This is a genomic window from Mycobacterium sp. Soil_C_30, assembly GCF_057656995.1.
In genome coordinates this window covers 14,976-35,006 of record NZ_JBDGJH010000002.1, presented here as the reverse complement: position 1 = coordinate 35,006, position 20,031 = coordinate 14,976, and the positions used below count along the sequence as shown (strand labels likewise).

The following is a 20,031-nucleotide window of genomic DNA, read 5'->3' as shown; positions in this document are numbered from 1 at the left end:
ACATGGGACTGGAAGAGCAGCTTCCCGGCGGGATCCTGTTGTCGACGGTGGAGAAGGTCGCCGGGTTCGTGCGGAAGGGCTCGTTGTGGCCGGCGACGTTCGGGTTGGCCTGCTGCGCGATCGAGATGATGGCAACGGCGGGGCCGCGGTTCGACATCGCGCGATTCGGGATGGAGCGGTTCTCGGCGACGCCGCGCCAGGCGGATCTGATGATCGTGGCGGGCCGGGTGTCACAGAAGATGGCGCCCGTGCTGCGGCAGGTCTACGACCAGATGGCCGAGCCGAAGTGGGTGCTGGCCATGGGGGTGTGCGCGTCATCGGGTGGGATGTTCAACAACTACGCAATCGTGCAGGGCGTTGACCACGTGGTTCCGGTGGACATCTACCTGCCGGGATGCCCGCCGCGGCCGGAGATGTTGTTGCACGCCATCGTGACATTGCACGCCAAGATCGCCGAGATGCCGCTGGGGGTGCACCGCGATGAGGTCGTCGCGGCCGCCGAGGAGGCCGCCCTGGCGGCCCGGCCCACCATCGAACTCAAGGGGCTGCTGCGATGACGGGCGAGAACCCCGGTACGCCGGAAGCCCGAGACGTGATCGGGGTCCGGCGGGGCATGTTCGGCGCCTCCGGCACCGGCGACACCTCCGGCTACGGACGGCTGGTCCGGGAAGTCACCATGCCCGGCGGCTCCCCCCGGCCCTACGGGGGCTACTTCGACGCCGTGGTGGACCGGCTCGGAGAAGCTCTGGGCGCCAACGTGTTCGCGGCAGGAGTCAACCAGGTGGTGGTTCACCGCGGTCAGCTGACCCTGGACATCGACCGCGCCCGCCTGCTCCCGCTGGCCCGAACACTGCGTGATGACCCGCAATTGCGCTTCGAACTGTGCGCCGGAGTGTCCGGCGTGCACTACCCGAATGACTTCGGTCGGGAGTTGCGGGCGGTGTACCCGTTGATGTCCATCACCCACAATCGCCGTATCCAGCTGGAGGTGGCCTGCCCGGATACCGATCCCCATGTGCCGTCACTGTTTTCGGTGTACCCGACCTGCGACTGGCATGAGCGCGAGACCTATGACTTCTTCGGGATCGTCTTCGACGGCCATCCCGCACTGACGCGCATCGAGATGCCCGACGACTGGGTCGGCCATCCTCAGCGCAAGGACTACCCCCTGGGTGGGGTGCCGGTGCAGTACCACGGCGCCACCATTCCCCCGCCGGATCAACGGAGGTCCTACACCTGATGTCGACCGATACTGTCATCACCCTGGGCGGCCAGGACTGGGACGAGATCGTCACGCGCGCCAGGGCTTCGGTCGACGCCGGGGACGCCGGCGAGCGGATCGTGGTCAACATGGGGCCGCAGCACCCCTCCACCCACGGAGTGCTGCGGTTGATCCTGGAGATCGAAGGCGAGACCGTCACCGAAGCCCGCTGCGGGATCGGCTATCTCCACACCGGCATCGAGAAGAACCTGGAGTACCGCACCTGGACGCAGGGCGTCACCTTCGTCACCCGGATGGACTACCTGTCCCCGTTCTTCAACGAGACCGCCTACTGCCTGGGGGTGGAGAAACTGCTCGACATCACCGACGACATCCCCGAACGCGCTTCGGTGATCCGGGTGATGCTGATGGAGCTCAACCGCATCTCGTCTCATCTGGTGGCCCTGGCCACCGGCGGCATGGAACTGGGCGCCATGAGCGCGATGTTCTTCGGGTTCCGGGAGCGCGAAGAGATCCTGACGGTGTTCGAGGCCATCACCGGCCTGCGGATGAACCACGCCTACATCCGCCCAGGCGGGCTGGCCGCCGATCTGCCGGACGACGGTCTGGACCGCGTCAAACGCCTGCTGGACATCCTGCCCGGCCGGTTGCACGAATTGGAGAACCTGCTTCGGGAGAACCCCATCTGGAAAGCGCGCACCGTCGGCATCGGCTACCTCGACCTGACCGGCTGCATGGCGCTGGGGATCACCGGCCCGGTGCTGCGGTCCACCGGCCTGCCCCATGACCTACGCAAGTCCCAACCCTATTGCGGCTACGAGACCTACGACTTCGAGGTGATGACCGACGACTCGTGCGACTGCTACGGCCGCTACGTCATCCGGGTCAACGAGATGAACGAATCACTGAAGATCGTGGCGCAGTGCGTGGCCCGGCTGGAGAAGCTCGCCGGCCCGGTGATGATCTCGGACAAGAAACTGGCCTGGCCGGCCGATCTGAAGCTCGGACCCGACGGCCTGGGCAACTCCCCTGACCACATCGCCAAGATCATGGGCCGTTCCATGGAGGGCCTGATCCATCACTTCAAGATCGTCACCGAAGGCATCCGGGTCCCGGCCGGGCAGTGTTACGTCGCCGTCGAGTCCCCGCGTGGTGAACTCGGTGTGCACATGGTCTCCGACGGCGGAACCCGGCCCTACCGGGTGCATTACCGCGACCCGTCGTTCACCAATCTGCAAGCCGTCGCGGCGATGTGTGAAGGCGGGATGGTCGCCGACGTCATCTCTGCCGTCGCGAGTATCGACCCGGTGATGGGTGGTGTCGACAGATGACGTTGGTGGATCTGCAACTCGGCGCCCGACCCGACGAGCCCGGCCCACCCGTGGGTGGGCCCGCTGCCTACCCCGCCGATATCGAAACCCGGCTGGGCGCCGATGCCGCCGCGATCATCGCCAAGTACCCGCACCCCCGCTCGGCGTTGCTGCCGCTGCTGCATCTGGTGCAGTCCGAGGACGGATACCTGACCGCAGCCGGTATCCGGTTCTGCGCCAACCAGTTACAACTGACCGACGCCGAAGTCACGGCGGTCGCCACGTTCTACTCGATGTATCGGCGCACCCCCACCGGCAAGTATCTGGTCGGAGTGTGCACCAACACCCTGTGTGCCATCATGGGCGGCGACGCGATCCTGGAAGCCCTGCAGACCCGGCTCGGCATCCACGCCGGGCAGACCACCGACGACGGCGCCATCACCCTCGAGCACCTGGAGTGCAACGCCGCCTGCGACTACGCGCCGGTGATCATGGTCAACTGGGAGTTCTACGACAACCAAAACCCCACCACCGCAGGCGAGCTCGTCGACAGTCTGCGCACCGGGGCGCCCATTCCACCCACCCGGGGCGCACCCCTGTGCACATTCACCGAGACCTCCCGCACCCTTGCCGGACTTCCGTCTCCGGCCGGGCCGGCCACCGGTCCCGGGCCGGCCACGCTGGCCGGGCTGCGCATCGCCGACAGCCTGGGCATGCAGGCCCCACCGAGCACCGGCCCCGCCGACCAACCTTCGGCGGACACCGAGAGCACCGAACCCGAGGCCGTCGAATCGACGCGGGACGAACCGGCACCGGCCCCGTCGGCGACGGTGCCCGCCGAGCCGGGCACCGAGGAGACGGACCCGTCGGCAACGGAGTCAGGAGACTAGATGGCTCACCCAGATCGACAGCGGGTACCCCTGACCCCGGTCCTGAGCCGGTTCTGGGACGCCGAGCAGCCCTGGACCCTGGAAACCTACCGCAACCACGACGGGTATCAGGCGTTGGCCAGGGCACTGTCGATGCCCCCGGACGACGTCATCGCGCTGGTGAAGGATTCCGGCCTGCGCGGCCGCGGGGGCGCGGGTTTCCCCACCGGCACCAAATGGTCGTTCATCCCGCAAGACGCCACCGGCGCGGGCGCGAAGCCGCATTACCTGGTGATCAACGCCGACGAGTCGGAACCCGGTACGTGCAAAGACATTCCGTTAATGATGACCACTCCGCATTTTCTGGTCGAAGGCGCCATCATCGCGGCGTATGCCATCCGGGCCCACCACGCGTTCATCTACGTGCGCGGCGAAGTGGTCCCGGTGCTACGGCGCCTGCAGGCCGCGGTGGCCGAGGCGTACGAAGCCGGCTACCTCGGGGAGGACATCCTGGGGTCCGGCTTCGACCTGGAGTTGATCGTGCACGCCGGCGCCGGCGCCTACATCTGCGGTGAGGAGACCGCGCTGCTGGACTCGCTGGAAGGCCGGCGCGGGCAGCCTCGCCTGCGGCCGCCGTTCCCCGCCGTGGCCGGGCTCTATGCCTGCCCGACGGTGGTCAACAACGTCGAGTCCATCTCGTCGGTGCCGCCGATCCTGCTCGGCGGGGTGGACTGGTTCAAGTCCATGGGGTCGGAGAAGTCCCCGGGATTCACCTTGTACTCGCTGTCGGGCCATGTCACGACGCCGGGACAGTACGAGGCTCCGCTGGGTATCACACTGCGCGAACTCCTCGACTACGCCGGAGGTGTCCGCGCCGGCCATGAGCTCAAGTTCTGGACGCCGGGTGGGTCGTCGACGCCACTGCTGACGGCCGAACACCTCGACACACCACTGGATTACGAGGGTATGGCCAAGGCGGGGTCCATGCTGGGCACCAAGGCACTGCAGATCTTCGATGAGACGACATGTGTGGTGCGCGCGGTACGGCGCTGGACGCAGTTCTACGCCCACGAGTCCTGCGGCAAATGCACCCCGTGCCGCGAAGGCACCTATTGGCTGGCCCAGATCTACGAACGCCTCGAAACCGGCCGGGGCACCGAGGACGACATCGGCAAGCTGCTCGACATCGCCGACACCATCTTCGGCAAGTCCTTCTGTGCCCTCGGCGACGGCGCCGCGTCACCCATCGTCTCGTCCATCAAGTACTTCCGCGACGAGTACGACGCGCACCTGGCGGGCGGTTGTCCGTTCGACCCGTATGCCTCCATGCTCACCACTCCCGAGGGGGTCACCGCATGACCGCGAGCAGACTCGAACTCGGCCGATCGCGCTTCAGATCACCTGTGTTCATGACTGCCCGAGTCGGGGAGGCGCTGTCATGACGATCATCGAACCCGACCGCGACGCGACGGCCGTCGAGATGGTGTCGCTGGTCATCGACGACACCCCGATCTCGGTCCCGAAGGGCACATTGGTGATCCGCGCCGCGGAACTGATGGGCGTGCAGATCCCCCGCTTCTGCGACCACCCGCTGCTCGATCCGGTGGGCGCCTGCCGGCAGTGCCTGGTGGAAGTCGAGGGCCAACGCAAGCCGATGGCCTCCTGCACCACCACCGTCACCCCCGACATGGTGGTCCGCACCCAGCTCACCAGCCCCGCCGCCGACAAAGCCCAGCATGGCGTGATGGAACTGCTGCTGATCAACCACCCGCTGGACTGCCCGGTCTGCGACAAGGGCGGTGAATGCCCGCTGCAGAACCAGGCCATGTCGAACGGCCGGGAAGAGACCCGCTTCACCGATGTCAAACGCACGTTCCCGAAGCCGATCAACCTGTCCTCACAGGTGCTGCTGGACCGGGAACGCTGCGTGTTGTGCGCCCGCTGCACCCGCTTCTCCAACCAGGTGGCGGGTGATCCGTTCATCGAGTTGCTGGAACGCGGTGCGCTACAACAGGTCGGCATCGCCTCAGGCGCCGCGTTCGACAGTTACTTCTCGGGTAACACCGTGCAGATCTGTCCGGTCGGCGCCCTGACCGGCACCGCTTACCGATTCCGCGCGCGGCCCTTCGACCTGGTCTCCAGTCCCAGCGTCTGCGAACACTGTGCCTCCGGATGCGCGCAGCGCACCGACCACCGCCGCGGCACCGTGCTGCGCCGTCTCGCCGGCGACGACCCCGAGGTCAACGAGGAATGGAACTGCGACAAGGGCCGCTGGGCATTCGCCTACCCCCGGGTGGGTGACCGCATCCTGACTCCCCTGATCCGGGAGGACGGGGAGCTGCGACCGGCGTCGTGGTCGGAAGCCATCACCACCGCGGCCTTCGGCCTGGCCGCGGCAGGCGCCCAGACCGGAGTGCTGGTGGGCGGCCGCGCGACCGTCGAAGACGCCTACGCCTATGCGAAGTTCACGCGAATGGTGCTGGGCAGCAACGACATCGACATGCGTGCCCGCCACCACTCCGCTGAGGAAGCCCAATTCCTGGCCACCCACGTCGCGGGCCACGCGATGGAGGTCACCTACGCCGATCTCGAAGCCGCGCCCATGGTGGTCCTCGTCGGCTTCGAACCCGAAGAAGAATCCCCCATCGTTTTCCTACGGCTGCGCAAGGCGGTGCGCAAGCACGCGCTCCAGGTGGTCGCGGTGGCCCCCTATGCCACCTACGGAGCCACGAAACTGGGTGCCCGCCTGGTGATGACGACGCCAGGTGACGAGGCGGCCGCGCTGGCGGGGCTGGAACTGTTGCCCGGGTCCATCATCCTGGTCGGCGAACGTCTGGCCACCTCGCCGGGTGCGCTGACGGCGGCGGCGCGGCTGGCCGGCACCAGCGGCGCACGCCTGGCATGGATCCCGCGACGCGCCGGTGAGCGCGGTGCCGTCGAAGCGGGGTGTCTGCCCAACCTGCTGCCGGGTGCGCGGCCGGTCGACGACGCCGACGCGCGAGCGCAGCTGGCCCGCGCCTGGAATGTCAGCGACCTCCCCGCCACGCCGGGGCGCGACACCACCGCGATCCTGGAGGCCGCCGCGGCCGGTCGGCTCGCGGCGCTGCTGATCGGCGGCGTCGACCTCACCGACCTGCCCGATCCTGCGACTGCGCGGGCAGCGCTGGAAAACACCCCATTCGTGGTCAGCCTCGAACTCCGGGAAAGCACGGTGACCGCCCTGGCCGACGTGGTGTTCCCGATCGCCCCGGTGGCCGAGAAGGCCGGCGCATTCGCCAACTGGGAGGGACGGTTGCGACCGTTCGCACCGGCGCTCGCCAGCAACGCTGCACCGGATCTGCGGGTTCTGCAGACCCTGGCCGACGAACTCGGTGTCGATCTCGGGCTCGGCTCGGCGCACGCCGCGGGCGAGGGTCTCGCGCGGCTCGGCCTGTGGGGCGGCGACCCGGCACCCGCCCCCGCCGTCGAACCGTCGGGGGCGCCGTCACCTGGGCGCGGTGAAGCGGTGCTGGCCACCTGGCGGATGCTGCTGGACAACGGACGGGCCCAGGACGGTGAGCCGCACTTGGCCGGCACCGCGCGGGCACCGGTGGCACGGCTGTCCGCAGCGACGGCCGCCGAGATCGGAGCCGGCGGAGGGGACCTGCTGACCGTGAGCACCGGACGCGGCAGCATCAGCCTGCCGTTGCTCATCACCGAGATGCCCGACCGGGTGGTGTGGCTGCCGGCGAACTCCCCGCGCAGCGTGGTCTCGGAGGACCTGGGCGTCGCGGCGGGCGCCGTCGTGACGATCGCACGAGGAGACGTGTCGTGAACCATCCCGATCTCAGCGTCTTCGGCCACGACCCCTGGTGGCTGCTGTTGGGCAAAGCGGTCGCGATCTTCGCGTTCCTGCTGCTGACCGTGCTGGTGGCGATCCTGGCCGAACGAAAGATCCTGGGCCGCATGCAGATGCGCTTCGGGCCCAACAGGGTGGGGCCGTTCGGTCTTTTGCAGTCGCTGGCCGACGGGGTGAAACTGGCCCTCAAGGAAGGGCTGACCCCCGTCGGTGTCGACAAGCCGATCTACCTGATGGCGCCCGTCATCGCCGTCATCCCGGCGATCATGGCGTTCGCCGTCATCCCGATGGGTCCGGCGGTATCGGTGTTCGGGCACACCACCGCGCTCCAGCTCACCGACATGGCCGTCGCCGTACTCTACGTGCTGGCGGTGACATCGGTCGGAGTTTACGGAATCGTGTTGGCGGGCTGGGCTTCTGGCTCCACCTATCCCCTGCTGGGTGGGTTGCGTTCCTCGGCGCAGGTGGTGTCCTACGAGATCGCCATGGCGCTGTCGTTCGTCGCGGTGTTCCTCTATGCGGGCACCATGTCGACCTCGGGCATCGTGGCCGCCCAAGCGCAGACCTGGTTCGTGGTGCTGCTGCTGCCGTCGTTCCTGGTGTACGTGACGGCCATGGTGGGTGAGACCAACCGGGCCCCGTTCGATCTTCCCGAAGCCGAAGGCGAGCTCGTCGGCGGTTTCCACACCGAGTACTCGTCGTTGAAGTTCGCGATGTTCATGCTGGCTGAATACGTCAACATGACCACGGTCTCGGCGCTGGCCACCACGATGTTCCTCGGCGGCTGGCAGGCCCCGTGGCCACTCAGCATGATCGACGGCGCCAACTCCGGGTGGTGGCCCCTGATCTGGTTCATCGCCAAGGTGTGGGGATTCCTGTTCCTGTACATGTGGTTGCGGGCCACCCTGCCCCGTCTGCGCTACGACCAGTTCATGGCGCTGGGCTGGAAACTCCTGATCCCGGTGTCGCTGGCGTGGATCATGACCGTCGCGATCACCCACCAGGTGCGCGCAGACGGAGCACCGCCATGGGTCACCGCCGTGGTCTACGTCGGATTCATGGCCGCGATCCTGCTGGCCCTGTCCGCGTGGAACAGGATGCGGCGCAGACAGATCCGGGCCGCCACCGTGCCCACACCACCGGGTCCGGGCTCGTTCCCCATTCCACCCATGCCGCCGACCAAGGAGCCCTCTCGTGCCTGAATTCCTCAACGGTCTGGCCGGTTTCGGCGTGACGTTCTCGACGATGTTCAAGAAACCGATGACCGAGCAGTACCCGGACACCGACAAGGCCACCACACCGCGGTATCACGGCCGGCATCAACTCAATCGGTACGCCGACGGGCTGGAGAAGTGCATCGGCTGCGAGCTGTGCGCGTGGGCCTGCCCGGCTGATGCCATCTACGTCGAGGGCGCCGACAACACCGAGGAGCAGCGATTCTCCCCCGGTGAGCGGTACGGCCGGGTCTATCAGATCAACTATCTGCGCTGTATCGGTTGCGGACTGTGCATCGAAGCCTGCCCCACCCGGGCGCTGACCATGACCAATGACTACGAGATGGCCGACGACAACCGCGCCGACCTGATCTACGGCAAGGACAAACTCCTGGCACCGCTGGAGCCCGGGATGCAGGCCCCGCCCCATGCGATGGCCGACGGCGCCACCGACGACGACTACTACCTCGGCCATGTGAAATGACGCCCGACACCCTGCTTCTCGCCGAGGCGTTCACCCGGACCTCCACCACCGAGGCCGTCGCGTTCTACGTCCTGGGTGCCATCGCGCTGGCGGGGGCCATCGGGGTGGTGGCCGCCCCGAAAGCCGTGTACTCGGCGATCTTCCTGGCCGCCACCATGATCGCGCTGGCCATGCTCTACGTCGCCCAGGACGCCCTGTTCCTGGGCGTGGTGCAGGTGGTGGTCTACACCGGCGCGGTGATGATGCTGTTCCTCTTCGTGTTGATGCTCATCGGCGTCGACTCCTCCGAATCGCTGGTGGAGACCATTCGTGGACAACGGATCGCCGCGCTGGTCGCCGGCATCGGATTCGGCATCCTGTTGATCGCCGGCATCGGCGTGGTGTCCACGTCGGTGACCGGCGGTGGATTCGCCGGCCTGGCCGAAGCCAACGCGGGCGGCAATGTCGAAGGCCTGGCCGCACTGATCTTCACCAAGTACCTGTGGGCGTTCGAGGTCACCAGCGCGTTGTTGATCACCGCTGCGATGGGCGCGATGGTGCTGGCGCACCGGGAACGGTTCGAGCGCAGAAAAACTCAACGCGAACTGGCGGTCGAACGTTTCCAGCCCGGCGGTCACCCCACGACGTTGCCGAGCTCGGGGGTGTACGCCCGGCACAACGCGGTGGATGTCCCGGCCCGGTTACCCGACGGGTCCGATGCCACCCTGTCGGTCAGCAGCATCCTCATTCGGCGACCGGTCGATGACATCGCGGAAGACAGGAACGGGCACCGATGAATCCCGACAAGGTTTTCGGCCGATCAACGTCGCTGGTCACCATCACCGCGGCCGGTGCATCATGAACCCGGATAATTACCTGCATCTGTCGGCGCTGCTGTTCACCATCGGCGCCGCGGGAGTGCTGTTGCGGCGCAACGCCATCGTCATGTTCATGTGTGTGGAACTGATGCTCAACGCCTGCAACCTGGCATTCGTGGCGTTCTCCCGGATGCACGGCCACCTCGACGGCCAAGTGGTGGCGTTCTTCACCATGGTGGTGGCCGCCTGCGAAGTGGTGGTCGGGCTGGCCATCATCATGACCATCTACCGCACCCGGCGCTCCGCCAATGTCGACGACGCACACCTTCTGAAGGGCTAGGCGGCATCAATGGACCTGCTGTGGTTGATCCTGCTGCCGCTGGCCGGTGCAACGGTGTTGCTACTGGGCGGGCGCGCCACCGACAGGTGGGGGCACCTCCTGGGCTGCGCCACCATGATCGCCGCGTTCACGTGGGCGGTCGTGCAGTTCACCGTGCTCCTCGCCCGGGGGCCCGAGGACCGCGTCGTGCACCAGCAGTTGTTCTCCTGGGTGCCGGTGGCCGATCTGCAGGTCGACTTCGGCCTCCAATTGGACGCCCTCAGCATGTGTTTCGTCCTGTTGATCACCGGTGTCGGCCTGCTGATCCACCTCTACTCGATCGGCTACATGCAAGAGGACGCCGATCGCAGACGTTTCTTTGCGTACCTGAATCTCTTCGTCGCCGCCATGCTGCTGCTGGTGCTGGCCGACAACTACCTGGGCCTCTACGTCGGATGGGAAGGCGTCGGCCTGGCCTCCTACCTGCTGATCGGGTTCTGGTCACACAAACCGTCGGCCGCCACCGCCGCCAAGAAAGCCTTTGTGGTCAACCGCGTCGGTGACATCGGCCTGGCCGTCGCGCTGATGGTGATGTGGGCCGACGCCGGAACCCTGTCGTATGCCGGCGTGTTCGCCGCCGCACCGGAGCTGTCGTCGGCCACAGTGACCGCCATCGGACTGCTGCTGCTCCTGGCGGCCTGCGGCAAGAGTGCACAATTCCCGCTGCAGTCCTGGCTCGGAGACGCCATGGAGGGTCCCACCCCGGTTTCGGCGCTGATCCACGCCGCCACCATGGTGACGGCCGGGGTGTATCTGATCGTGCGCTCCGGTCCGGTCTACAACCTCGCGCCCGCCGCCCAGACCGCGGTCGTGGCCGTCGGGGCCATCACCTTGTTGTTCGGGGCGATCATCGGCTGCGCCAAAGACGACATCAAAAAGGCACTGGCCGCCTCCACCATGTCGCAGATCGGGTACATGGTCCTGGCCGCAGGCCTCGGGCCGGCCGGCTACGCCATCGCAATCATGCACCTGCTCACCCACGGCTTCTTCAAAGCCGGACTGTTCCTGGGCGCCGGCTCGGTGATGCACGGTATGAACGACGAAACCGATATGCGCCGCTACGGCGGGCTGCGCAAATACATGCCGGTCACGTTCGTCACGTTCGGGTTGGGGTATCTGGCCATCATCGGGGTCCCGCCGCTGGCCGGGTTCTTCTCCAAAGACGCCATCATCGAAACGGCGTTCGCCGCAGGCGGAGTCAAAGGGATACTCCTGGGCGGCGTCGCCCTTCTCGGGGCCGGGATCACTGCCTTCTACATGACGCGGGTGATGCTGCTGACGTTCTTCGGTGACAAGCGCTGGAACCCCGACACCCATCCGCACGAGTCCCCCGCGATCATGACCGCACCCATGATCGTGCTCGCCCTCGGCTCGGTCGGCGCGGGCGCCGCCCTGGCCGTGGGCGGCACCCTCAGCAGCTGGCTCGAACCGGTGGTCGGCACCCACGAGGCTCATCACGTCATCCCGGTCTGGGCCATGACCATCATCACCCTCGCCGTCGTGGCCGCCGGTGTCGGCGTCGCCTACCGCGGTTACGCCACCCGGCCGGTGCCGGAGACAGCCCCGGAAGACGTCTCGGCGTTGACGGTGGCCGCTCGCCTCGACCTGTACGGCGACGTGTTCAACGAAGCGGCGTTCATGCGGCCGGGGCAACAGCTGACCGAGGATCTGGTGACCGTCGACGACAGAGGTGTCGACGGCGTGGCCAGCGGGCTGGCCGCGTTGATCGGTGGCGCTTCGCAGCGAATGCGCAGCTTGCAAACCGGATTCGCCCGGTCGTACGCACTGTCGATGCTGGCCGGCGCCGCACTGGTCGTCGGCGCCGTTCTGGTGGTGAGGGTGTGGTGACGCGGTGAACATTCCCTGGCTGACCATCCTGTGGGCGATCCCGTTGGTGGGGGCCGCGGTGATCATCCTGTTGCCGGCGGCGGCACGGCAGTTCGCGAAGTATGCGGGCATCGTGGTGTCGCTGGCGGTGCTGGCCGTGGCGGCGGTGCTCGCGGTGCGTTTCGACCCGGCCGGCGCCCAGTTCCAGTTCGTCGAGGACCACCCGTGGATCCCGTCCTTCGGCACCGGCTACATCCTGGGCCTCGACGGCATCGCCCTGGCGCTGGTGGTGCTGACCGCCGTACTGGTGCCGCTGCTGCTGCTCGCCGGCTGGAACGACGCCCCCGATGACGGCGCGCTCTCGGGCCGCTCCTCCCACAGTTATGTGGCGCTGACGCTGGCCGTCGAAGGCATGGTGCTCATTTCGCTGGTCGCGCTGGACGTGCTGCTGTTCTACGTGTTCTTCGAGGCCATGCTGATCCCGATGTACTTCCTGATCGGCGGGTTCGGCGGGTCGGGCAGATCGAAAGCCGCCGTGAAGTTCTTGCTGTACAACCTGTTCGGTGGTCTGGTGATGCTCGCCGCCGTGGTGGGCCTGTATGTGGTGACGGCCAACAGCGGCGTCTTCGACTCTGGCACTTTCGATTTCCGCGCCATCGTGGCCGCGGTCTCCTCGGGTGAGTTGGTGGTCAACCCCGCCATTCTCAATGCGCTGTTCCTGGGGTTCATGTTCGCGTTCGCGATCAAGGCCCCGCTGTGGCCGTTCCACCGCTGGTTGCCCGACGCGGCGGTGGAATCCACGCCCGCCACCGCCGTTCTGATGATGGCTGTCGTCGACAAGGTGGGCACCTTCGGGATGCTGCGCTACTGCCTGCAGCTGTTCCCCGAGCCGTCCACCCTGTTCCGGCCTTTCGTCATCGCTCTGGCCGTCATCGGAATCGTGTACGGGGCCATCGTCGCGATCGGGCAGACCGACGTCATGCGCCTGATCGCCTACACCTCGATCAGCCACTTCGGTTTCATCATCCTCGGCATCTTCGTCATGACCAGCCAGGGACAATCCGGGTCGACGCTCTACATGGTCAACCACGGGATATCGACGGCGGCGTTGTTCCTGATCGCGGGATTCCTGGTGTCACGACGCGGAACACGGCTCATCGCGTCCTACGGCGGGGTGCAGAAGGTGGCGCCGGTGCTCGCCGGCACTTTCCTGGTGGCCGGTCTGGCCACGTTGTCGCTGCCCGGATTGGCGCCGTTCATCAGTGAATTCCTGGTGCTGATCGGCACATTCACGCGGTACCCGGTGTTCGCCGTCATCGCATCCACGGCGCTGGTGCTCTCCGCGGTGTACATCCTGTGGCTGTACCAGCGGATGATGACAGGCCCGGTGACCGACGAGAGCAAGTCGCTGCGTGATCTGGTCCCCCGCGAGATCGCCGTGGTGGCACCACTGATCGCGCTGCTGCTGGTGCTCGGCGTGTATCCCAAACCCGCACTCGATGTCATCAATCCCGCCGTGGAGCACACGCTGACCACCATCGATCAACAAGACCCCGCTCCCCGTGTCGCGGAAGGACCGGTGCGATGACCGCGCCCACAGTCGAGTACCTCCAGATCCTGCCGATGCTCATCGTCTTCGGGGTGGCCGTCGCCGGGGTGCTGGTCGAGGCGTTCCTGCCCCGGACCGTGCGTTACCGTATCCAGGTCACGCTGGCGCTGGGCGGGCTCGCCGCGGCGGTTGTGGCCGTGGTGCTGCTGGCCCGCGACCTGCACGGCTCGGCCGGTCAGGTCGCCGTCATGGGCGCGGTGGCCATCGACCCGGTGACGTTGTTCCTGCAAGGCACCATCCTGTTGATCAGCATTCTCGGCATCCTGTTGGTTGCCGAACGCCGGATATCTCAGGAGAAAACCAGTCAGACAGGCGGTTTGGATGCTTTCACTCCGCAGGCGTCGGCGATCGCCGGCAGCGTCGCGGAGAAGACGGCCGTCCAGGCCGGGGTGATCCAGACCGAGGTATTCCCACTGACGATGTTCGCGATCGGGGGCATGCTGCTGTTTCCGGCGGCGGAGGATCTGCTCACGATGTTCATCGCCCTCGAGGTGCTGTCGCTGCCGTTGTACCTGCTGTGCGGGCTGGCTCGTCGGCAGCGGCTGCTCTCCCAGGAAGCGGCGCTGAAGTACTTCCTGCTCGGCGCGTTCTCCTCGGCGTTCTTCCTGTACGGCATCGCACTGATGTACGGCTACAGCGGCACTTTCGCGTTGTCCGGTATCGCCGAGGCCGTCGCCACCGACGGCACCGCGGGCACCGGGGGTTCGGCGATCGTGCTCATCGGAATCGGGCTGCTGGCCGTTGGTGTGTTGTTCAAAGTGGGTGCGGTGCCGTTCCATTCGTGGATCCCCGACGTGTACCAGGGCGCCCCCACCGCGATCACCGCGTTCATGGCCGCCGCCACCAAGATCGCCGCATTCGGCGCCATGTTGCGTATCTTCTACGTGGCACTACCCGAACTGCGCGCCGACTGGCGCCCGATGATGTGGGCGGTGGCGATCCTGACCATGGTGGTGGGCACCGTCACGGCCGTCACACAGACCGACGTCAAGCGCATGCTCGCGTATTCTGCTGTCGCACATACCGGTTTCATCCTCACCGGCGTCATCGCGCTCAACGACACCGGGCTGTCCGGCACCTTGTTCTACCTGTTCGCGTACGGCTTTTCGACGCTGGGCGCATTCGCGGTGGTGAGCCTGGTGCGCACCCGTTCGGGCGAGGAAGCCACCGGCCTGGCACAGTGGGCGGGCCTCGGCCGGCGTTATCCCCTGGTGGGCGTGGTGTTCTCGCTCTTCCTGCTCGCCTTCGCGGGTATTCCGCTGACCAGCGGGTTCGTCAGCAAGTTCGCGGTGTTCAAAGCCGCCGGTGAGGGCGGCGCCATCCCACTGGTGATCGTCGGTGTGGTGGCCAGCGCCATCGCGGCGTACTTCTACGTGCGGGTGATCGTGCTGATGTTCTTCACCGACCCACCCGACGATGCACCTGAGGTGGTCAATCCCAGCTCCCTGACGGTGGCCACGGTGACCGTCACCGCGGCCATCACCTTCGCCCTCGGGGCCCTGCCGCAGCCGCTGCTGGATCTCGCCGGGGACTTCGCGATGTTCGTCGGTTGACGGCCTCCGGTCAGCGCAAGTGGGCGTCGAAGAAGGAGAGGATCCGCTGCCAGGCGTCCTCGGGCTGCGCCGAGGAATGCTGCACGCCGGCGATGCGCTCGACCACCCGCGGCGGGCCCACTCCCATCCACCGGTCGCTCCTTCAAACGGTTGTTGCGACCGGAGCGGCCGTAGCGTCGCCGCCTACCCGCCGATACCCACCTCGCTAGGCTCAGGGCATGACACTGGTGACGATCACCGATCACGACGGCGTCCGGGTGCTCACCTTGAACCGTCCCGAGGCACGCAATGCGTTGAGTACCAGCCTGATCGAAACCCTGTACGGCGCAATGGAGGCCGCCGACGCCGATCCCGGGGTACGGGCGGTGGTGTTGACGGGCACCGATCCCGCGTTCTGCGCCGGCGTCGATCTCAAGGAGGCGCAACAACTCGGCGGCTCGTACTTCGAGACATTCCAGTCCCACAACTGCATCACCAAACCGGCGCAGATGCGTTCGCCGATCATCGGGGCCATCAACGGACCGACCTTCACCGGCGGCCTGGAGATGGCTCTGGCGTGCGATTTCCTGATCGCCTCGGAGCAGGCGGTGTTCGCCGATACCCACGCCCGGGTGGGCATCCTGCCCGGTGGCGGCATGACCGCCCGGCTGCCTCAGCTGGTCGGTGCGGCGATGGCGCGCCGGCTGTCCATGACCGGTGAGGTGGTTGATGCGCGCCGCGCCGAACGCATCGGACTGGTCACCGAGGTGGTCCCTCACGAGCATTTGGTCTCCCGCGCGGTGGAACTCGCCGCACAGATCGCCGAGGTGCCCGGACCCACCATGGCAGGCCTGAAAGAGATCTACCGGCGCGGCGCGGCCACGATCACCGATCCGGCCCTGGCCGCCGAGCAGGACCTCACCCGCACCGTGCGCCCCGACACCAGCGCGCTCGCTCGCCGCAAAGACGAGGTGGCAGCGCGCAACAAGAGCCAGATCCGGTAGCCGAAGGCGGCGGAGTCCGTCGACCGGCCAGTCGGTATCGGCTACTGGCGGCCTGAGAACGGCCGGAAGCTTCCGTCGAGCACTTCCCGGTGCCCGACCGTCCGGCCGGTCACCTCGTTCGGGTCCACCAACGCGAGCCGGACCACCGCCTCGGCAAACTCCTGCTCCGAACCGGTCTCATCGAAATCCGTTCGGTAGTACGACAATCCGGGGGTCATCATCGGCAACGACGGCGACAGCGCATTGACCGAGATGTTGCGTCGCTGCAGTTCATAGGCGGCCGACGAGGTGAGGTGTTCCAAGGCGGCCTTGGAACCGCCGTAGCCGGGCAGAATGCCACCGGAGAAGTCGTCGAAAGGTCCGGCACCGGGAAGGCGTGAGGCCACCGAGCTGATGTTGATCATCGCGCCGAGGCCGGCGTCGAGCATGTCCGGGGCCACCAACTGCATGAGCTCGTAGGCGGCGAACACCGCGATCTCGAAGTGCCGCCGGAACGCGGTCAGCGGTGTCCCGACAAACGGTGGCCAATCCGCCTGCACCGGAGAACTCCTGGGCTGTTTCGCCTTCGGTGCGGCCCCGGGGGTGGGCGGGCGCCCCGGTGCGGTGAACGCGGCGTTGTTGACCAGGATGGTTATGGGGCCCAGGACGTCTCGCGTCTGCTCCACCAGCCGCGCGATGTCCTCGCGGTCGAGGAGGTCCGCCCGAACCGCTATCGCGCGGCCACCTGCCTCTTCGATCTGCGCCACGGTGTCACCGATGGTGCCGGGCAACCGCGTGTCCCACACCTGCTCGGTGCGCGCGGCCACCGCGACGGCCGCCCCTTCGGCGGCCAGGGCGAGGGCCGTTGCCCGGCCCAATCCCCTACTGGCACCGGTGACGATGGCCACCCGCCCGTCGAGCCTTCCGCCGGACCTCAGCCCGGCCCCGTCTCCCCGGGCTCCTCGGCCCCCGAGCTCCGCTGGGGACCCACCGGTGCCCGCATCGTCGGCCGGGACCATCACCGCTCCTTCTTCACGCCGTGGACCACGATCGCCGATGTCTGCGCCACCCAGGTGTCGTCGAGGTCGCCGTCGGGCTGTAGCAGCAATCTCAGCAAGGTGGTTCCGCCGATGATCTCCACCAGCCGGGTCGGATCGACATCGGGGTGCACTTCGCCGCGGTCCACCGCGTCGGCGATCCGCAGCCGGATCACCTCGAACACGTCGCCGAACCTCGCCATCACACGCGCGTTCAGTTCGGCGTCGGCCGCCATGTCGGCGATCAACCCGGGTAGCGCCGCCCGTACCAGCGGGCTGACGAAAACATCACGGGCCGCGGCGATCATCGCGTGGATGTCCGCGGCGATGTCTCCCGCCGGCATCTGGAGTGCGGTGGGCGCTGCGGGGAAAGCGGCTTCGTGCACGATTTCGGCCTTGCTCGACCACCGCCGGTACAGCGCCGTTTTGGTGGTTCCGGCCCGGTCGGCGATGGCCGCCATGGTGATGTTCGCGTAACCGATTTCGACAAGCAGGTCCGCGGTGGCCGCGAGTATGGCAGCGTCAATGCGCGGGTCGCGGGGACGTCCTGCACCCGGAGGCTTGTCTTCGGGGTACGGGTCTGCTTTCATAACGCTACCTACCGTATCGTAATACTGTCGCGGAGGATCATTAATGGCCCAAGAACCGGCCGTCGAAGATGTCGGCCGACTGCAACGCTCCAGCCGGGATGTCACCACCCTGCCGAACGTGCTCTCCGAGTGGTTGTCCACCGTCATACCGGGCGGGGTGAAACCCGACATCACCGTCGAGAGTGGTATCGACTCCAACGGGATGTCCTCGGAGACAATCGTGCTCACCGGGCGGTGGGAACAGGACGGCGAGGCGGTGCAGCAGAGGTGGGTGGCGCGCGTCGCCCCCACCCAGGCCGACATCCCGGTGTTCTCGTCGTACCGGCTGGACCACCAGTTCGAGGTCATGCGGCTGGCCGGGGAACTCACCGACGTTCCCGTACCCACCGTGCGATGGCTGGAGAACACCGGCTCGGTGCTGGGCACACCCTTCTTCCTGATGGATCACGTCGACGGCATCGTCCCACCGGATGTCATGCCCTACACCTTCGGTGGCAACTGGTTCTTCGACGCGGCACCGGACAAGCAGCGCGAGCTGCAGGACAGCACCGTCGAGGTCCTCGCCAAATTGCATTCAATCCCCAACGCCACCAACACATTCGACTTTCTCGCGCAGGTCGACCCTCCGGGCGACACCGCACTGCGCCGGCATTTCGGCTGGCTCAAGGAATGGTACGACTTCTCTGTCCCCGACATCGGTAACTCACCACTGGTGGAGCGCGCCCTGTCGTGGCTGGAGCAGAACTTCCCCAGCGACGTCGCCGCCGCGGAACCGGTACTGGTGTGGGGCGACTCCCGCGTCGGCAATGTGCTGTACCGGGACTTCCGACCGGTGGCGGTGCTGGACTGGGAGATGGCCACCGTCGGTCCCCGTGAGCTGGACGTGGCGTGGATGATATTCGCCCACATGGTGTTTCAGGAACTGTGCGGGCTCGCCGGCCTGCCGGGACTGCCCGAGGTGTTGCGGGAGGACGATGTGCGGGCCACGTACCGTGAGCTGACCGGTGTGGAACTGGGCGACCTGACCTGGTTCTACGCCTACTCCGCGGTGGTGTGGGCATGTGTGTTCATGCGCACCGGCGCCCGGCGCGTGCACTTCGGCGAGATCGAGAAACCCGAGGACGTGGAAACCCTGTTCTACCATGCCGCCCTGCTGAAACGGCTGATCGGAGAGACCAACTGATGCTCGGCCCCATGGACGAATTCCCGGTGCACCAAGTCCCGCAGCCGATTGCCTGGCCAGGGTCCAGCGATCGCAACTTCTACGATCGCTCCTATTTCAACGCCCATGACCGCACCGGCGACATCTTCGTGATCACCGGTATCGGCTACTACCCCAACCTCGGTGTCAAGGACGCGTTTTTCCTGGCCTCCCGCCGCGGAGGCGGCAGATTCGGCGCAAGCGGTGACACCCAGACCGCGGTGCATCTGTCCGATGCCATCGATCAGGACCGGCTCAACCAACACGTCGGCGCGTACCGCGTCGAGGTCAGTGAGCCGCTGCGCCGGTTGCGGATCGTGCTCGAGGAAACCCACGGCGTCGCCGCCGATCTCACGTGGGACGGTTTGTTCGACGTGGTGCAGGAGCAACCGCACATCCTGCGCGCCGGTAACCGGGTCACACTGAACGCACAGCGGTTCGCCCAGGTCGGTGCGTGGACCGGCCACATCGTTGTCGACGGTGAGGAGATCACCGTCGACCCGGCGCGCTGGATCGGTACCCGGGACCGGTCCTGGGGTATCCGCCCGATCGGGGAAGCCGAGCCCGCGGGCCGGCCCGCCGATCCGCCGTTCGAAGGCATGTGGTGGCTGTATGTGCCCATGGCATTCGATGATTTCGGCATCGTGCTGATCATCCAGGAGGAACCCAACGGATTCCGTTCCCTCAACGACTGCACCCGGATCTGGAAGGATGGGCGCGTCGAACAGCTCGGGTGGCCTCGGGTGAAGATCCATTACCGCTCGGGGACCCGGATTCCCACCGGTGCCACCATCGAGGCCACCGCAGCGGACGGATCGGCGGTGCATTTCGAGGTGGAATCCAAACTGCCGGTGCCGATTCACGTCGGCGGGGGCTACGGCGGCGACTCCGACTGGATCCACGGGGTGTGGAAGGGCGAGGGTTTCACCGAACGCCTCACCTACGACATGACCGATCCCGCCATCGTGGGCCGGGCCGGTTTCGGCGTGATCGACCATGTGGGGCGTGCGGTGTGCCGCGACGGCAGTACCGAGCGTGAGGGCTGGGGTCTGTTCGAGCACGGCGCGCTGGGCCGCCACGACCCCTCCGGCTTCGCCGACTGGCTCACCGTCGCCCCCTAGTCCTTGTGATTTGGGCGC

18 protein-coding genes are annotated in these 20,031 nt (G+C 66.9%); 16 read left to right on the top strand and 2 right to left on the bottom strand.

Features of this window, described 5'->3' with window-relative positions:
* Positions 1–2 precede the first annotated feature (2 nt).
* From AC3A6P_RS03025 to AC3A6P_RS02960, 14 genes are all read left to right on the top strand, one after another.
* Positions 3–557 carry a NuoB/complex I 20 kDa subunit family protein gene (locus AC3A6P_RS03025; protein ID WP_487688245.1) on the top strand — a complete coding sequence of 185 codons (555 nt, stop codon included), beginning with the start codon at positions 3–5 and terminating at the stop codon, positions 555–557.
* Positions 554–1,240, top strand: coding sequence for an NADH-quinone oxidoreductase subunit C (locus AC3A6P_RS03020; RefSeq protein WP_487688242.1), 687 nt, complete (start codon positions 554–556; stop codon positions 1,238–1,240). Before AC3A6P_RS03025 ends, AC3A6P_RS03020 begins: the two co-directional genes overlap by 4 nt.
* A complete protein-coding gene (gene nuoD / locus AC3A6P_RS03015) occupies positions 1,240–2,553 on the top strand; it encodes an NADH dehydrogenase (quinone) subunit D (RefSeq protein ID WP_487688240.1) in 1,314 nt (437 codons plus the stop codon). Before AC3A6P_RS03020 ends, nuoD begins: the two co-directional genes overlap by 1 nt.
* On the top strand, positions 2,550–3,422 hold the full coding sequence (nuoE, locus tag AC3A6P_RS03010) for an NADH-quinone oxidoreductase subunit NuoE (RefSeq protein ID WP_487688238.1): 873 nt from the start codon (positions 2,550–2,552) through the stop codon (positions 3,420–3,422). Before nuoD ends, nuoE begins: the two co-directional genes overlap by 4 nt.
* Positions 3,423–4,760: an NADH-quinone oxidoreductase subunit NuoF gene (gene nuoF / locus AC3A6P_RS03005; RefSeq protein ID WP_487688235.1), complete on the top strand. Its 1,338-nt coding sequence runs from the start codon at positions 3,423–3,425 to the stop codon at positions 4,758–4,760.
* A 79-nt stretch (positions 4,761–4,839) separates the two neighbouring features.
* Positions 4,840–7,215: an NADH-quinone oxidoreductase subunit G gene (locus tag AC3A6P_RS03000; protein WP_487688232.1), complete on the top strand. Its 2,376-nt coding sequence runs from the start codon at positions 4,840–4,842 to the stop codon at positions 7,213–7,215.
* A complete protein-coding gene (nuoH, locus tag AC3A6P_RS02995) occupies positions 7,212–8,441 on the top strand; it encodes an NADH-quinone oxidoreductase subunit NuoH (protein WP_487688230.1) in 1,230 nt (409 codons plus the stop codon). The genes AC3A6P_RS03000 and nuoH overlap by 4 nt, the downstream gene beginning before the upstream one ends.
* Positions 8,434–8,937 (top strand): NADH-quinone oxidoreductase subunit NuoI, encoded by a 504-nt coding sequence (nuoI, locus tag AC3A6P_RS02990; RefSeq protein WP_487688227.1) that lies wholly within the window; start codon positions 8,434–8,436, stop codon positions 8,935–8,937. The genes nuoH and nuoI overlap by 8 nt, the downstream gene beginning before the upstream one ends.
* A complete protein-coding gene (locus tag AC3A6P_RS02985; protein ID WP_487688225.1) occupies positions 8,934–9,713 on the top strand; it encodes an NADH-quinone oxidoreductase subunit J in 780 nt (259 codons plus the stop codon). Before nuoI ends, AC3A6P_RS02985 begins: the two co-directional genes overlap by 4 nt.
* Before the next feature lie 61 nt (positions 9,714–9,774).
* Entirely contained in the window at positions 9,775–10,074 is a 300-nt protein-coding gene (gene nuoK / locus AC3A6P_RS02980) for an NADH-quinone oxidoreductase subunit NuoK (protein WP_487688222.1), read from the top strand.
* A 9-nt stretch (positions 10,075–10,083) separates the two neighbouring features.
* The gene (gene nuoL / locus AC3A6P_RS02975; RefSeq protein ID WP_487688220.1) at positions 10,084–11,961 is read left to right on the top strand and encodes an NADH-quinone oxidoreductase subunit L; all 1,878 of its coding nucleotides are present in this window, start codon (positions 10,084–10,086) and stop codon (positions 11,959–11,961) included.
* 4 nt (positions 11,962–11,965) lie between these two features.
* Complete coding sequence (locus tag AC3A6P_RS02970; RefSeq protein ID WP_487688218.1) at positions 11,966–13,528, top strand: NADH-quinone oxidoreductase subunit M; 1,563 nt, start codon at positions 11,966–11,968, stop codon at positions 13,526–13,528.
* Positions 13,525–15,102 (top strand): NADH-quinone oxidoreductase subunit NuoN, encoded by a 1,578-nt coding sequence (nuoN, locus tag AC3A6P_RS02965; RefSeq protein WP_487688216.1) that lies wholly within the window; start codon positions 13,525–13,527, stop codon positions 15,100–15,102. The genes AC3A6P_RS02970 and nuoN overlap by 4 nt, the downstream gene beginning before the upstream one ends.
* A 218-nt stretch (positions 15,103–15,320) precedes the next feature.
* Positions 15,321–16,085, top strand: a complete 765-nt coding sequence (locus tag AC3A6P_RS02960) for an enoyl-CoA hydratase (RefSeq protein WP_487688215.1) — start codon at positions 15,321–15,323, stop codon at positions 16,083–16,085.
* Positions 16,086–16,126: 41 nt separating this feature from the next.
* On the opposite strand, the gene AC3A6P_RS02955 is transcribed toward AC3A6P_RS02960, so the two are convergent.
* Entirely contained in the window at positions 16,127–17,083 is a 957-nt protein-coding gene (locus AC3A6P_RS02955; RefSeq protein WP_487688212.1) for an SDR family NAD(P)-dependent oxidoreductase, read from the bottom strand.
* Positions 17,083–17,691 carry a TetR/AcrR family transcriptional regulator gene (locus tag AC3A6P_RS02950; protein WP_487688210.1) on the bottom strand — a complete coding sequence of 203 codons (609 nt, stop codon included), beginning with the start codon at positions 17,689–17,691 and terminating at the stop codon, positions 17,083–17,085. Before AC3A6P_RS02950 ends, AC3A6P_RS02955 begins: the two co-directional genes overlap by 1 nt.
* Positions 17,692–17,734: 43 nt before the next feature.
* Between AC3A6P_RS02950 and AC3A6P_RS02945 the strand changes: the two genes are divergently transcribed.
* Positions 17,735–18,874 (top strand): phosphotransferase family protein, encoded by a 1,140-nt coding sequence (locus AC3A6P_RS02945; protein ID WP_487688208.1) that lies wholly within the window; start codon positions 17,735–17,737, stop codon positions 18,872–18,874.
* Positions 18,874–20,013 carry an Rv3169 family protein gene (locus tag AC3A6P_RS02940; RefSeq protein WP_487688205.1) on the top strand — a complete coding sequence of 380 codons (1,140 nt, stop codon included), beginning with the start codon at positions 18,874–18,876 and terminating at the stop codon, positions 20,011–20,013. The genes AC3A6P_RS02945 and AC3A6P_RS02940 overlap by 1 nt, the downstream gene beginning before the upstream one ends.
* Positions 20,014–20,031: the final 18 nt, after the last annotated feature.